Below are 13,979 nucleotides of genomic sequence, written 5' to 3'. Positions count from 1 at the left end.
TACGAAGCCTCCGCTACGGATTCTAAACCGGCCGACGCAGAAATGGCTCTTCCGATCGGCCTTCGACCTGCGCCGCAAGCAGCCGGACCGAAGGCCGGTCGCGCATCGCCGCATCGACATGGCCGCCGAACAGCAGGCCGAGATCGCGAACATGGGGGAAATCGGCCAGCCGGGGGCGCACGACGCCGGGTGCCCGGAAACTGTCGGGCATCACCGTCACGCCGAGGCCGGCCCGAACCAGCCGCAGCGCCCGGTCGTCGCTGGTCACGCGGGCCGGAAAGAAGGGCCGCACGCCGCGCGCGGTGAAATGACGGCTGGTGTCGGGCAGCAATTCGCAATGCCGCCGCACGATCATCGGCTCCCCCGCCAGCTCGGCACCCTCGATCAGGTCGCGGTCGGCGAAGCGATGGCTGCTCGACATGGCCAGCGAATAGCCCTCGCGCAGCAGGCGCTCCGCCGGGAAACGCGCATCGTCGCGGATGATGGTCAGCGCCAGGTCGAGACTGCCGCGCGCGAGGCGTTCGGTCAGTTCGCGCTCGCGCCCCTCGATGAACTCGACGCGTTCGCCCCCGCCAGCCTCGCGCAATCCCGCCGCATAATCCTCGATCCAGGCTGCGGGAATCGACGCCAATATGCCGAGGCGCAGGGTCGCAGGCGCCGTCTCCTCCTGCACCGCGCGCTCGGCGGCGCTGAACTCGGCCTCGATCCGCCGGGCATGCCCCGCCAGATGCACAGCCGCCGGGGTGAGCTCGATGCGCCGGTTGCTGCGAATGAACAGCGGACGGCCCAACAGCGTTTCCAGCTTGGCGATCCCGGCGGACAGCGTAGGCTGCGACACGTTGCACGAAACCGCAGCCTTGGAGAAATTGCCCTGGTCTATGACCGCCAGGAAATAACGAAGCAGATAGCGATCGATCATAGATATGGTCTATGCTGTTCCCTACGATCTTTCAATTTTTCTAATGATGAAGGCTGATTTACATAGGCCCCATATCCCTCTGGAGAGGCAGCCATGGCAGATTTCGACTTCGCGCTCGGCGAGATGGCCGACGCCATCCGCGACACCACCGCCCGCTTCGCGGCAGACCGCATCGCCCCCCTCGCCGCCCGCATCGACGCCGAAGACTGGTTCCCGAAGGAGCTGTGGCCCGAAATGGGCGCGCTAGGGCTGCACGGCATCACCGTCGAGCAGGAGGATGGCGGCCTCGGCCTCGGCTACCTCGAGCATGTCGTCGCGCAGGAGGAGGTCGCCCGGGCCTCGGCCTCGATCGGGCTCAGCTATGGCGCGCACTCCAATCTGTGCGTCAATCAGATCCGCCGCTGGGGCAACGCCGAGCAGAAGCAGCGCTATCTGCCCAAGCTGATCTCGGGCGAGCATGTCGGCAGCCTCGCCATGTCCGAGGCCGGCGCCGGTTCCGACGTCGTCTCGATGAAGCTGCGCGCCGAGAAGAAGGGCGACCGCTACATCCTCAACGGCACCAAATTCTGGATCACCAACGCGACCTATGCCGACACGCTGGTCGTCTATGCCAAGACCGGCGACGGATCGCGCGGGATCACGACCTTTCTGATCGAAAAGGACTTCGCCGGCTTCTCTATCGGGCAGAAGATCGACAAGGTCGGCATGCGCGGATCGCCGACTGCAGAACTCGTCTTCCAGGACTGCGAAGTGCCGGAAGAGAATGTCATGGGCCCGGTCGGTGGCGGCGTCGGCGTGCTGATGTCGGGGCTCGACTATGAGCGCACCGTTCTGGCGGGCATCCAGCTCGGCATCATGCAGGCCTGCCTCGACACGGTCCTGCCCTATCTGCGCGAGCGCAAGCAGTTCGGCCAGCCGATCGGCGCCTTCCAGCTGATGCAGGCCAAGGTCGCCGACATGTATGTCGCGCTCAACTCGGCGCGCGCCTATGTCTATGCCGTGGCGCGCAACTGCGACGCCGGGCGCACGACCCGCTTCGATGCGGCCGGCGCGATCCTGCTCGCCAGCGAGAATGCGGTGCGCGTCGCCAATGAGGCCGTCCAGGCGCTGGGCGGCGCGGGCTATACCAAGGACTGGCCGGTCGAACGCTATATGCGCGACGCCAAGCTGCTCGACATCGGCGCGGGCACCAACGAGATACGCCGCATGCTGATCGGCCGCGAGGTGATCGGGGCATGATCGGCAATAGCCATTTTTCTCCCTCCCCTTCAGGGGAGGGATGCAAGGGTGGGGTATGCCATGCAGGGGCTCAACGCCCCTTCTTGGCATTCAGCATGACGAACAAAGCAGGCTCGCTGCGCTCGCCACCCACCCCTTCCCCCTCCCTTGAAAGGGCGGGGCTATGACGCGCCTCAGCTCCAACATCGTCCCAACCTCGGACGACTTCGCCGCTAATGCCGCGCATAATGGCGCGCTGGTCGAGCAGTTGCGCGCACATGTCTCCAAGGCGGCGCTGGGCGGATCGGAGGCCCATCGCGAGCGGCACGTCGCGCGCGGCAAGCTGCTGCCGCGCGATCGGGTACACCGGCTGCTCGACGCGGGTTCGCCCTTCCTCGAAATCGGCCAGCTCGCCGCCAACGGCATGTACGACAAGGACGGAGGTCCAGCCGGCGCCGGTATGATCGCCGGCATCGGCATGGTGCAGGGCCGCCAGTGCATGATCGTGGCGAACGACCCGACCGTGAAGGGCGGCGCCTATTTCCCGATGACGGTGAAGAAGCATCTCCGCGCGCAGGAAATCGCCCGCGAAAACCGCCTGCCCTGCATCTATCTGGTCGACAGCGGCGGCGCCAACCTGCCGCACCAGGCCGAGGTCTTCCCCGATCGCGACCATTTCGGCCGCATCTTCTTCAACCAGGCGCAGATGTCGTCGGAAGGGATCCCGCAGATCGCCTGCGTGATGGGAAGCTGCACGGCTGGAGGCGCCTATGTGCCGGCGATGTCGGATGAGACCGTCATCGTCCGCAACCAGGGGACCATCTTCCTCGCCGGGCCGCCGCTAGTGAAGGCGGCGACGGGCGAGGTGATCAGCGCCGAAGATCTGGGCGGCGGCGACCTGCACACCCGCAAGTCGGGGGTTGCCGACCATCTGGCGGACAATGACGAACATGCGCTGCTGATCGTGCGCGACATCGTTGCGACGCTGCCGCCGCCGTCGCATGCGCCGGTCAACATGGCCGAGGTCCGCCCGCCGCTTTACGATCCGGCCGAACTGCTCGGCATCGTGCCGCAGGACGTCCGCGCGCCCTATGACGTCCACGAGGTGATCGCCCGGCTGGTCGACGGGTCGGAGTTTCACGAGTTCAAGCCGCTCTACGGCACCACGCTCGTCTGCGGCTTCGCCCATATCTGGGGCCAGCCGGTCGCGGTCCTCGCCAATAATGGCGTGCTCTTCTCCGAGAGCGCGCTGAAGGGTGCGCATTTCATCGAGCTCGCCTGCCAGCGCAAGGTGCCGTTGCTGTTCCTGCAGAACATCTCGGGCTTCATGGTCGGCGGCAAATATGAAGGCGAGGGCATCGCCAAGAACGGCGCCAAGCTGGTGACCGCCGTCGCGACGGCGAGCGTACCCAAGATCACCATCCTGATCGGGGGCAGCTTCGGCGCGGGCAATTACGGCATGTGCGGTCGTGCCTATCAGCCGCGCTTCCTGTTCAGCTGGCCCAACAGCCGGATCAGCGTGATGGGCGGCGAGCAGGCCGCCGCGGTGCTGGCGACCGTCCACCGCGACGCCGAACGCTGGACGCCCGAAGAGGCCGAGGCCTTCAAGGCGCCGATCCGCCAGAAATATGAGGACGAGGGCAATCCCTATTACGCGACGGCGCGGATGTGGGACGACGGCATCATCGACCCGACCCAGACCCGCGACGTCCTGGGCCTCGCCCTAGCCGCCACGCTGAACGCCCCGATCCCCGATCGCGCGCAGTTCGGCATCTTCCGGATGTGATGGGGGTGGGCGCCTTCCCCTCCACCAGGTTCCGCCTGGTCCCCCTCCCCGTTCCGGGGAGGATCTGGTCCCACTCAATCCTCCCCGGTACGGGGAGGGGGACCGTCCGCAGGACGGTGGAGGGGGCTGCGCGCCTCGCAGACACCGACGATCTGTTCGACCGCCGCGCCAACGTCCCGAAGCACGTCAGCCGCCGGAATCCGCAACGCCAAAACGCCTTTGTCTGCAAGCCACGCATCTCGAACAGTATCCCGCTCAGGCCGGTCACCCATGTCGTGGGCGATGCCGTCGACTTCGATCGCCAGCCGCGCACCGGAACAGTAGAAATCGAGCACATAGGAACCGGCCGGATGCTGTCGCCGAAACTTCCAGCCGCCGGGACGATCACGCAGCGCTCTCCACAACAGGACCTCGGGAAGGCTGAGCGCCCGGCGCAGCTTGCGAGCGCGTTCGACCGTGCGTTTCGGGCCCCTCAGCACCGGCGCTTCCCCTCCACCATGCTCTGCATGGTCCCCCTCCCCGTTCCGGGGAGGAATTACCAGCGCGACCGACAAAAGTCCTCCCCGGAACGGGGAGGGGGACCGTCCGAAGGACGGTGGAGGGGATTCTCCGCCGGCCCACACCGCCTGAACCCCACCCCCGACAGCCAGGTGACCGCATGATCCGATCGCTCCTTATCGCCAATCGGGGCGAGATTGCCCGTCGCATCATCCGGACCGCGCGGAAAATGGGGGTCCGGACGATAGCGGTCCATTCCGACGTCGACGCCGGCATGCCGTTCGTCCGCGAGGCGGATGAGGCGGTCTGCATCGGGCCAGCTGCAGCGCGCGAATCCTATCTCGTCCAGGCGAAGATCCTAGACGCGGCGCGGGCCACGGGCGCGGAGGCGATCCATCCGGGCTATGGCTTCCTGTCGGAAAATGCCGAGTTCGCCGAGGCGGTCGAGGCGGCCGGCCTGATCTGGGTCGGCGCGCCGCCACACTCGATCCGCGCCATGGGCCTGAAGGATGCCGCCAAGGCGCTAATGATCGAGGCCGGGGTCCCGGTGACGCCCGGCTATCTGGGCGAGGACCAGGATCCGGCGCGGTTGAAAGCAGAAGCCGACCGGATCGGCTATCCGGTGCTGATCAAGGCGGTCGCGGGCGGCGGCGGCAAGGGCATGCGCAAGGTCGATGCAGCCGAGCAGTTCGTCGATGCGCTGCAATCGTGTCAGCGCGAGGCGGCCTCCTCCTTCGGCGACGACCGCGTCCTGATCGAGAAATATATCCTCGGCCCCCGTCATATCGAGGTGCAGGTCTTCGGCGACCGCCACGGCAATGTCGTCCACCTGTTCGAGCGCGACTGTTCGCTACAGCGTCGCCATCAGAAGGTGATCGAGGAGGCCCCTGCCCCCGGCATGGACGAGGCCACGCGCGCAGCCGTCTGCGAGGCGGCGGTCAAGGCGGCGAAGGCGGTCGACTATGTCGGCGCGGGCACGATCGAGTTCATCGCCGACGCCTCCGAAGGGCTGCGCGCCGACCGCATCTGGTTCATGGAGATGAACACCCGCCTGCAAGTCGAGCATCCGGTGACCGAGGCGATCACCGGGCAGGATCTGGTCGAATGGCAACTGAGCGTGGCCTCGGGCGAGCCCTTGCCCAAGCGGCAGGACCAGCTGGCGATCAGCGGCTGGGCGATGGAGGCGCGCCTCTACGCCGAAAATCCATCGAACGGGTTCCTGCCGTCGATCGGCCCGCTGACTCGACTGCGCCTGCCCCGTGGCATTCGCGTCGACAGCGGCGTCGAGGAGGGTGGCGAGGTGTCGCCCCATTACGACCCGATGATCGCCAAGCTGATCGTCTCTGCCCCCAGCCGTCCAGCAGCGGCGGAAAAGCTTGCCCGCGCAGCCGCCAAGGTCGAGGTCTGGCCGGTCCGCACCAATGCCGCCTTCCTTGCGCGCGCGGCGGCGCATCCCGCGTTCATGGCCGGGCATATCGACACGGGCTTCATCGAACGCCATGCGGCGGATCTTGTCCCGGCTGCCGAGCCTACCGGGTCCGTCGTGGCCGTTGCAGCCCGCGCGCTGCTGCCCGAGGCGTCGGGACCGTGGAGCAGCCTGACCGGTTTCCGCGCGAACGCTCCGGCCGACCGGCGCGTAGCGGTCGAAATTGGCGGTCAGGTCCATCTTGCGACGCTCGACCGGGGCGAGACCGCCGGGCGCAACCGGCGCGTCGGCCATGAGCATATCCTGTTCGTCGACGGCGAAGCCTGGCCCTTCGGACCGCCCCGCGCGGATCAGGCCGGCGGCGGCGCGGGCCTGTCGGACGGCTCGCTGGTCGCGCCCATGCCGGGCAAGGTCATCTCGGTCGAGGTGACCGAGGGCCAGAGCGTGACCAAGGGGCAGAAGCTGCTCGTGCTCGAGGCAATGAAGATGGAGCAGGCAATGCTCGCGCCCTTCGATGGCATCGTCTACGACCTCAAGGCCAGCGTCGGCGCCCAGGTGACCGAAGGCACTGTGCTTGTACGGGTGGAGCAGGCTGCAAGCTGAGGCGGCGCTGCCCGCTCGCGGCGGAGGCTACCAGTCGCCGAAACGGTCGATCCCCGCCAGATAGTCCGTGATCCGAAGTTGCGTCGCCGGGGATAGCGCCTCGGGCAGGTCGTCCGGCGCGAACCACGCGGCTTCGGCAATCTCGAATGGATCGGCGGTGCGAAGCCGCTCGGGGACGACGCCCATCGCGCGCACGAGGAACAGGACGACATGATCGTCGCGGCCATGGCTGCGGTGATGGAAGATGCCGATCACCCGTTCGGGCGTGAGCATGTCAAACCCGAGTTCCTCGCGCACTTCGCGGTGGACGGCGGCGGCGATCGCCTCGCCTGGGTTCACCCCGCCGCCAGGAAGATACCAGCGCGCGTCATAGGTGTGGCGGACCAGTGCGATGCGTCCGGCAGGATCGACGACCACGGCGCGCACGCCGATCGTCAGGGGTGGCAGAAGTCTGCCCCGCAGCCTGACGAGCGCGCCCAACAGTCGGTGACGGAGCGCCACGCTTTTCTCCTCGCGGGCCGCCGAAAAGGGCCATGCCAAGGACTTCATAGACGGTTCATCCGATCGCAGGCTAGCATGGGTATGCAGAAAGCGGGGATGGATGATGCGAAATCTTGTGATGATCGGCAGCCTGATGGCGCTGCCGGGATGCGTCAGCGCGGCGAAGACGGTGGTCACCGCTCCGTTCAAAGTTGTTGGAAAAGGCGTCGACTGGGCCACGACCAGTCAGGACGAGGCAGACCGCAACCGCGGGCGCGAGATGCGCAAGCAGGAGGAACGCGACCGCAAGGAGCGCAAGCGCATGGAGCGCGAGCGAGCGCGCCAGGACCGGGACGACTGACGCCGCCCGGCCGGCGCGCATCGATTCAGACGCTGGCGGGCGCCTGTGCCTTGCGAGCGGCCATGCTGCCAGCGAGCAACAGGGCGCCAAGCAAGGCGGCAGCGAGCAGGACCGAGCAGGCCATGCCGAGGAAGGCCGCCTCTGCCTTGACCGCCGGAATGGTGGCGATCGTCAGCATCAGCATGAAGGCATAGTTCACCAGCACTGGTACCCAGCCCATCAGCAGCGCGTAGATCGCCAGCAGGATGCCGATCAGGGCCACCACCATGCCCGCCGTGCCATAGAGTTCGGGCAGCATGTGGAGCGCGGCCGCCAGGCCGATTCCACCAAGCGAACCGACCAGCGCCGCCGGGAATTCCTTCGGATCGCTATGCTTGAGCCCCCCGAAATACAGCGAGAACGCGAAGCCCGCATAAAGCGGCGTGATGCCGAGCGCGCCGCCGATGGCGAGATAGGCGGCGACGCCGATCACGACCCCGAGCAGGACAAGCAATCCCTTGGCCGGCGTCAGGCCGGGCGTTTCGGTCGACTTTTCCATATGATCCTCTCATCATCTGTTTGCGTAGATGATGACAGGCTTTCACATCGCTTTCCAGACGATATGGTCGGAACCATATCCCCTTTGCGCAGAACCGAACCGCGTCAGCCCGTCAGTCCTTCAAGGCCAGCGAGAGCAGGTGGTAATCGTCGTCGAGCGCGGAGCTCCCTCCGCCGAGGGGCACCCGCCCCGAAAGCGCTGCTGTGCGCGGCAGGCCCCACAGGCAGGCCAGATAGCCGAGAATCGCACTACCGCCATAGCCCACCAGCGGCGTTGGGTAGTTGCCGAGCGCAGCTGCCCCGACGATCGCTGCCCAGGTGGCGACGAACACGGCCCCCAGCGGACGACCGTCAATGGGTCCGGACAGGGCCCGCAGCCCCGGCACGACCAGCAGAAGCGCGCCCCCAACCACAGCCACGCCGGCCATCGGGTGCACCTGGAAAGCGGTCGACAATATGCGATCGACAAAGGGCATCGCCGGCTGGACGTCGGGCTGGGCGAGCGTCGCCACGAAACCCATGGTCGCGACGGACAGCGCAAGGAACGTGACCCGGCCGGGGCGCAGCAGGGCGAGGCCCAGCAGACCGGCGGCGAGTGCGCCCGCCATCGCGCGGTCGGGTTGCAGCGCGAACGTGACGGTCGAGACAAGGATGGCGAGAAGCGATGCGGGCGACGGGCTTCGCGCGAAGCAGAGCAGAATCAGCGGCAAGAGGATCAGGCTCGGCTGGATGGAAAGGCCGCCCAGCCTGATCCAGCGCGTGGCCCCGTCGACCGTCACCCCGCCCAGAGTGGCGGCCAGCAACAGCAGTGCGAGCAGCAGCGACAGCGTCCGGGGATCGGGCGCCGGCAGCATCGCGCGCAGCATGGTGGCCGTCGAGATGAGCAGCAATCCCAGCGCGAGAGCGATGAGGTTCATCAGCATCATCGTGGCCGGGGCGCCCCCCACACTCATATGGCCGAGGCCGAGCAGGACCGCTGCCGCGGCACAGGCGACAAGCAGCGGTCGCGGCGCGGCGGGTGCCGGGTCGGCCGGCACGTCCCGCTCGCCCCCGCCGTCGAGGTCCGCCCCAGCCGGCGCGCCTGCGAAAGCGCCGAACGCTTCGCGCACGGCGCACAGAAGACAGCCCAGGGCAAAGCGCAGCGCCTCTCCAGCCCGCGCCATTCGGCCGACCTCGTCCGCCATCGCCCGCCCCCAGTCGGCAGCCGAGGCGGGCAGGATGAAGCCGGCGAGTCCCACGATCAGCCGGGCGAGACCATGAACGCAGCGGGCGATCATGCGATCGTCTCCCGCAGGTCGCCCGCCAACGCAGAGCAGCGCTCTGACGCATGGGCCAGGGCGAGCCTGCGCCCGGCCTCGGTCAGCCTGTAGGCATGGCGCGGCGGCCGGCCCGGCTCCGCCGAGGGGCGCCATTCGGCCTCAAGATATCCCTGGCCCTCGAGCCGGATGAGAAGCGGGTACAGCGTGCCGGACTTTATCCCCGCGCTGCGTGAAAGCTCATAGCCATGCGTCCAGCCGGGGCCGGCATCGAGAAGGGCCGCCAGCAGCAGCCGGGCGGCGGGCGATAAGGCACGTTGTCTAACCATCGGACAATAACTCTACATATATAGATTTATTGTCAAGCCATGATGTCAGGCCGTGGCGGGGCTCCGCCCGAGAATCATGTCCGACGCCTTTTCGGCGATCATGATGACGGGGGCATTGGTGTTGCCGGACACGACCTTGGGCATGATCGAGGCGTCGACCACGCGCAGTCCCTCTACGCCATGCACGCGCAGCCGCGCGTCGACCACCGAATCCGGCCCCTTCCCCATCGCGCAGGTTCCGGCGGCATGATGGTCATTGGTCAGCGTCGCCCGCACGAAGGCGTCGAGCGCGTCATCGTCGTCCATATCCGCCACCGGCAGCAGCGGCTCGACGCCGAACGGTGCAAAGGCGGGCTGGCGGAAAATCTCGATCGCTTCACGGATCGCGAAGCGCAGCTTGGCGCGGTCGGCCGGCTCGGCCAGATAATTGGGGTCGATCAGGGGAGCAACAAAGGGATCGGACGAAGCGAGGCGCAGCGTCCCCCGGCTTTCGGGAACGGTTAGTTCCATGCGGTTGATCATGCCATGGCTGCGGATCGGCAGGCCGCTGACGGGATCGAGCGGGATTGGCACGAACTGGCACTTGATGTCGGGCACTGCGGCGCCGGGCGTGCGCATCGTCCCCGACGCCTCGATCGAACATTCGCCCATCACCCCGTCCTTGCGCACCATGTAGCGGAGGAAGGCGCCGGCGGCGTGCACCGGGTTGAGCAGCTTCGCCAGCGTCCCGCTATAGGTGCAGCTCGCATGGGCGGTGACGCTGGCATGATCGTGCAGGTTGGAGCCGACACCGGGCAGATCGACAAGCGGCGACACCCCATTTTGCCGGAGATGGTCCGCCGCGCCGATGCCCGACAACATCAGAAGATGCGGCGACTGGAGCGCACCTGCGGCAAGAATCACCTCGGCACCCATGCGGCGCAGCCGGTCGCCCTTGTGCGCCAGTTCGACACCGACCGCCCGCGATCCATCGAGCAGGATGCGTGTCGCCTGAGCGCCGGTCAGAATCTCGAGGTTCGGCCGCGCCATCGCCGGGCGAAGATAGGCCTGCGCCGCGCTCCAGCGCTTGCCGCCGGCGATGGTGGAGTCGGCCGGACCGAAGCCCTGCCGGTCGGCGCCATTGATGTCGGCACTATAAGGGTGGCCCGCCTCGACCGCCGCCGCCACGAAAGCGCGCGCGAGCGGGTGATTCATCGGGCTGCGCTGCACCTTGAGCGGACCGCCGACCCCATGGAAAGCATCGGCGCCGTCGGCATGGTCCTCGGCGCGACGAAAATAGGGCAGTATGTCCGCATAGGACCAGCCGGCATTGCCCATCGCCGCCCAGCCGTCATAGTCGGCCGCCGCGCCGCGGCAGTAGAGCATGCCATTGGTGGAACTCGACCCGCCCAGGACCTTGCCGCGCACGTCGCGCATGACGCGACCGTCGACATGGCGTTGAGGCACGGTGCGATATTCCCAGGCGAAACGACCCTGGCGGTAGAGGGTGGAGAAGAGCCCTGGTATGTGGATCAGCGCGCTGCGGTCGGCCGGCCCGGCCTCGACCAGCAACACGCTGGCCCCATCGGCCGATAGACGGTTGGCCAGCACGCAGCCCGCCGATCCGGCGCCGATGATGATGAAGTCATGATGGGTCGCCATCGGTTCGCTGCCTTTGTCTCGAAGAGACGATGCTAGCGGCTGGCCGGCGCGAATGCCCTATCCCAATCCGGCGCGCCTGTATCGATCGCGCTTCAACCGCTTTCCGGCAGCGGCGCGCGCAGACCGGGGGTTTGCGGATGCCGGCTCCCCGAAGAGACGAATAGCATGATGATTGATTCGACTCCTGTTTCCTGCGAGCCATGGGGGTCATGAGCCAGGCCAGTCTCCAACATGGCGATATGGTTCTCGAGACCCTCCGGTCGCCGAGCAGTGCCGCCACGTCTACCGTCGCGGCGTCCTGGTGCCGGTCGGCTTTTGCGCACGGTCTCACTCCCGACGACGTTCCTCTCCGCGATCGGCTGGACCAGGCGGCGCTGTCGGCCGCGCGTGCCGAGCATGAGACGATGCTGCAGGTCGCAGCGCCCATATTGGACAATATCTACCGATCGGTCGGACGATCGGGGTGCGCGGTGATCCTGAGCGACGCGAAAGGCGTGATCCTCGAGCAGCGATCGGGCGATGGCGACGTTGCAGCTTTCACCGCCGCCGGGCTGGTCGAAGGCGCGATCTGGAGCGAGGCGGAGCAAGGCACCAACGGCATCGGCACCTGCCTGTTCGAGGGGAAGCCGGTCGTCATCCACCGTGACCAGCATTTTGCCAGCCGCAACGTCGATATGAGCTGCATGGATGCGCCGGTCCATGATCCACAGGGCAGGCTTGCGGGAGCGCTCGACATATCCAGTTGTCGCGACGATCATGGTCCGGCGATGGCGGAGATGATGGCCGCTCTGGTGCGCGATGCGGCACTCAAGATCGAACGCGATTACTTCTGCCGCCATTATGCCGGTCGTCGCATCATCCTCCTGTCAGACGATGCCGCGACGGGCAGCGCTTTGCTGGCCGTGGATCGGGACGATCTGGTGGTCGGTGCCAGTCGCGCAGCACGGGTTCGCTTGCGCCTCACCGACGATGCATTGTCGAAGCCGCACCCGCTGAGCCAGCTTCTCGGAGAAGATGTCCGGCCATCGTTCGACGATGCCGACCGGACGGTGCTGCGGCAGGCATTGGCGCAGGCCGGTGGCAATGCCAGCCGGGCTGCGCGGCTGCTCGGTATCGGGCGAGCGACGCTATACCGACGTCTGGCGCGCGCCGGCCTGTCGAGCTGACCGAAAAGAGTGCGATTACAGTTCTCGCCTGTCTCATCTGCGAGACAGAATGACGGATCTGCCTGGTTCCCTCTCTTACGCTGCGCCTCTGGCGGTCGATAGGATGCGATCAGACGCCAGCCAAATGGCGCCGGACAGCCTGAGAAGAGGATCAGCCATGAACACCACAGTTTTGGACCGGCCGGACAGCAAGCTGCGGTCGCCCTTCGCGCAGCGCTATGACAATTTCATCGGCGGGCAGTGGGTCGCCCCGAAGGCGGGACGCTATTTCGACAACATCACACCGGTCACGGGACAGGTGGTCGGTCAGATCGCCCGCTCGCAGGCGGAGGACATCGACGCAGCCCTCGATGCCGCCCATGCAGCAAAGGACGCCTGGGGCCGTACGGCGGTCGCAGAGCGCGCGCGCATCCTCAACCGTATAGCCGATCGGATGGAGCAGCATCTCGAGAAGCTCGCCATCGCCGAGACCTGGGACAACGGCAAGCCGATCCGCGAGACCATGGCCGCGGACGTGCCGCTCGCCATCGATCATTTCCGCTATTTCGCCGGTATCGTCAGGGCGCAGGAAGGCTCGATCGGCGAAATCGACCACGACACCGTCGCCTATCATTTCCACGAACCGCTCGGCGTTGTGGGCCAGATCATCCCGTGGAACTTTCCGCTGCTCATGGCCGCCTGGAAGCTCGCGCCGGCTCTGGCCGCAGGCAATTGCGTAGTGCTCAAGCCGGCCGAGCAGACCCCTGCGTCGATCATGTTGTGGGTCGACCTGATCGGCGACCTGTTGCCGCCAGGCGTGCTCAATATCGTCAACGGCTTCGGCCTCGAGGCCGGCAAACCGCTCGCCACGTCGCGCCGCGTCGCCAAGATCGCCTTTACCGGCGAGACGTCGACCGGACGCCTCATCATGCAATATGCCAGCCAGAACCTGATCCCGGTGACGCTCGAGCTCGGCGGAAAATCGCCCAACATCTTCTTCGAGGATGTCGCGCGGGAGGATGACGACTTCCTCGACAAGGCGATTGAGGGCTTCACCATGTTCGCACTGAACCAAGGCGAAGTGTGCACCTGTCCCAGCCGCGCCCTGGTGCATGAGAAGATCTACGACCGCTTCATGGAACGGGCTCTTAAGCGCGTGGCTGCGATCGTGCAGGGCAATCCGCTGGACGAAGCGACCATGATCGGAGCACAGGCTTCCTCGGAGCAGCGTGACAAGATCATGTCCTATATCGATATCGGCAGGCAGGAGGGCGCCGAACTGCTGATCGGCGGCGAGGCGGCCAAGCTTGGGGGCGATCTCTCCGATGGCTTCTACGTTCAGCCGACGGTCTTTCGCGGCGACAACAAGATGCGCATTTTCCAAGAGGAGATCTTCGGACCGGTGCTCTCGGTGACGACCTTCCGCGACGAGGAAGAGGCGTTGTCGATTGCCAACGACACGCCCTATGGACTTGGCGCGGGCATATGGAGCCGGGAGGCGGACACCTGCTATCGCTTCGGCCGCGCAATCCAGGCCGGACGCGTCTGGACCAACTGCTACCACGCCTATCCGGCGCACGCGGCGTTCGGCGGCTACAAGCAATCGGGCGTGGGTCGCGAGACGCACAAGATGATGCTCGATCATTATCAGCAGACCAAGAATCTGCTGGTGAGCTACAGCCCAAAGAAGCTCGGCTTCTTCTGATCCTGCAGCGCCCCGACCGATAAGGGCGGGGCGCCCCTTTTCCCTGCAAAGGCAGCCGACCGGTCAGAGCGGAAG

Annotated in this window: 13 protein-coding genes; 6 read left to right on the top strand and 7 right to left on the bottom strand. The window is 66.6% G+C overall.

Translation table 11 applies throughout. From position 1 onward, the window contains the following. Positions 1-22 precede the first annotated feature (22 nt). The gene (locus tag G6P88_RS14240; protein ID WP_165323755.1) at positions 23-919 is read right to left on the bottom strand and encodes a LysR family transcriptional regulator; all 897 of its coding nucleotides are present in this window, start codon (positions 917-919) and stop codon (positions 23-25) included. A gap of 93 nt (positions 920-1,012) precedes the next feature. On the opposite strand from G6P88_RS14240, the gene G6P88_RS14235 reads away from it, so the two are divergent. Beyond that, positions 1,013-2,158, top strand: coding sequence for an acyl-CoA dehydrogenase family protein (locus tag G6P88_RS14235; protein WP_165323754.1), 1,146 nt, complete (start codon positions 1,013-1,015; stop codon positions 2,156-2,158). Between the two features lie 163 nt (positions 2,159-2,321). Next, complete coding sequence (locus G6P88_RS14230; RefSeq protein WP_165323753.1) at positions 2,322-3,923, top strand: carboxyl transferase domain-containing protein; 1,602 nt, start codon at positions 2,322-2,324, stop codon at positions 3,921-3,923. Between the two features lie 74 nt (positions 3,924-3,997). Here the strand turns inward: G6P88_RS14230 and G6P88_RS14225 are convergent, their stop codons facing one another. Beyond that, entirely contained in the window at positions 3,998-4,402 is a 405-nt protein-coding gene (locus tag G6P88_RS14225; protein ID WP_165323752.1) for an endonuclease domain-containing protein, read from the bottom strand. A 179-nt stretch (positions 4,403-4,581) separates the two neighbouring features. Between G6P88_RS14225 and G6P88_RS14220 the strand changes: the two genes are divergently transcribed. Then, a complete protein-coding gene (locus G6P88_RS14220; protein WP_165323751.1) occupies positions 4,582-6,450 on the top strand; it encodes an acetyl/propionyl/methylcrotonyl-CoA carboxylase subunit alpha in 1,869 nt (622 codons plus the stop codon). A gap of 27 nt (positions 6,451-6,477) precedes the next feature. Here the strand turns inward: G6P88_RS14220 and G6P88_RS14215 are convergent, their stop codons facing one another. After that, positions 6,478-6,999 (bottom strand): NUDIX domain-containing protein, encoded by a 522-nt coding sequence (locus tag G6P88_RS14215; protein ID WP_165323750.1) that lies wholly within the window; start codon positions 6,997-6,999, stop codon positions 6,478-6,480. A gap of 70 nt (positions 7,000-7,069) precedes the next feature. Between G6P88_RS14215 and G6P88_RS14210 the strand changes: the two genes are divergently transcribed. After that, entirely contained in the window at positions 7,070-7,291 is a 222-nt protein-coding gene (locus G6P88_RS14210; RefSeq protein ID WP_345719163.1) for a hypothetical protein, read from the top strand. 25 nt (positions 7,292-7,316) lie between these two features. Here G6P88_RS14210 and G6P88_RS14205 read toward each other — a convergent pair whose 3' ends face one another. The 4 genes from G6P88_RS14205 to G6P88_RS14190 form a co-directional block, all read right to left on the bottom strand. Then, entirely contained in the window at positions 7,317-7,829 is a 513-nt protein-coding gene (locus G6P88_RS14205) for a hypothetical protein (protein ID WP_165323748.1), read from the bottom strand. Between the two features lie 112 nt (positions 7,830-7,941). Continuing rightward, on the bottom strand, positions 7,942-9,105 hold the full coding sequence (locus G6P88_RS14200) for an FtsW/RodA/SpoVE family cell cycle protein (protein WP_165323747.1): 1,164 nt from the start codon (positions 9,103-9,105) through the stop codon (positions 7,942-7,944). Then, positions 9,102-9,413, bottom strand: coding sequence for a PadR family transcriptional regulator (locus G6P88_RS14195; RefSeq protein ID WP_165323746.1), 312 nt, complete (start codon positions 9,411-9,413; stop codon positions 9,102-9,104). The genes G6P88_RS14200 and G6P88_RS14195 overlap by 4 nt, the downstream gene beginning before the upstream one ends. Positions 9,414-9,458: 45 nt before the next feature. Further along, on the bottom strand, positions 9,459-11,054 hold the full coding sequence (locus G6P88_RS14190) for a GMC family oxidoreductase (RefSeq protein WP_165323745.1): 1,596 nt from the start codon (positions 11,052-11,054) through the stop codon (positions 9,459-9,461). A 239-nt stretch (positions 11,055-11,293) separates the two neighbouring features. Here G6P88_RS14190 and G6P88_RS14185 point away from each other — a divergent pair, with 239 nt between their 5' ends. Both G6P88_RS14185 and adh read left to right on the top strand, forming a co-directional pair. Then, entirely contained in the window at positions 11,294-12,220 is a 927-nt protein-coding gene (locus tag G6P88_RS14185; RefSeq protein ID WP_226946571.1) for a GAF domain-containing protein, read from the top strand. A gap of 157 nt (positions 12,221-12,377) precedes the next feature. Beyond that, positions 12,378-13,904 carry an aldehyde dehydrogenase gene (gene adh / locus G6P88_RS14180; RefSeq protein ID WP_165323743.1) on the top strand — a complete coding sequence of 509 codons (1,527 nt, stop codon included), beginning with the start codon at positions 12,378-12,380 and terminating at the stop codon, positions 13,902-13,904. Positions 13,905-13,979: the final 75 nt, after the last annotated feature.

It is taken from the genome of Rhizorhabdus phycosphaerae (genome assembly GCF_011044255.1).
Classification (GTDB): domain Bacteria; phylum Pseudomonadota; class Alphaproteobacteria; order Sphingomonadales; family Sphingomonadaceae; genus Rhizorhabdus; species Rhizorhabdus phycosphaerae.
This window is presented reverse-complemented; position numbering and strand designations above follow the sequence as displayed.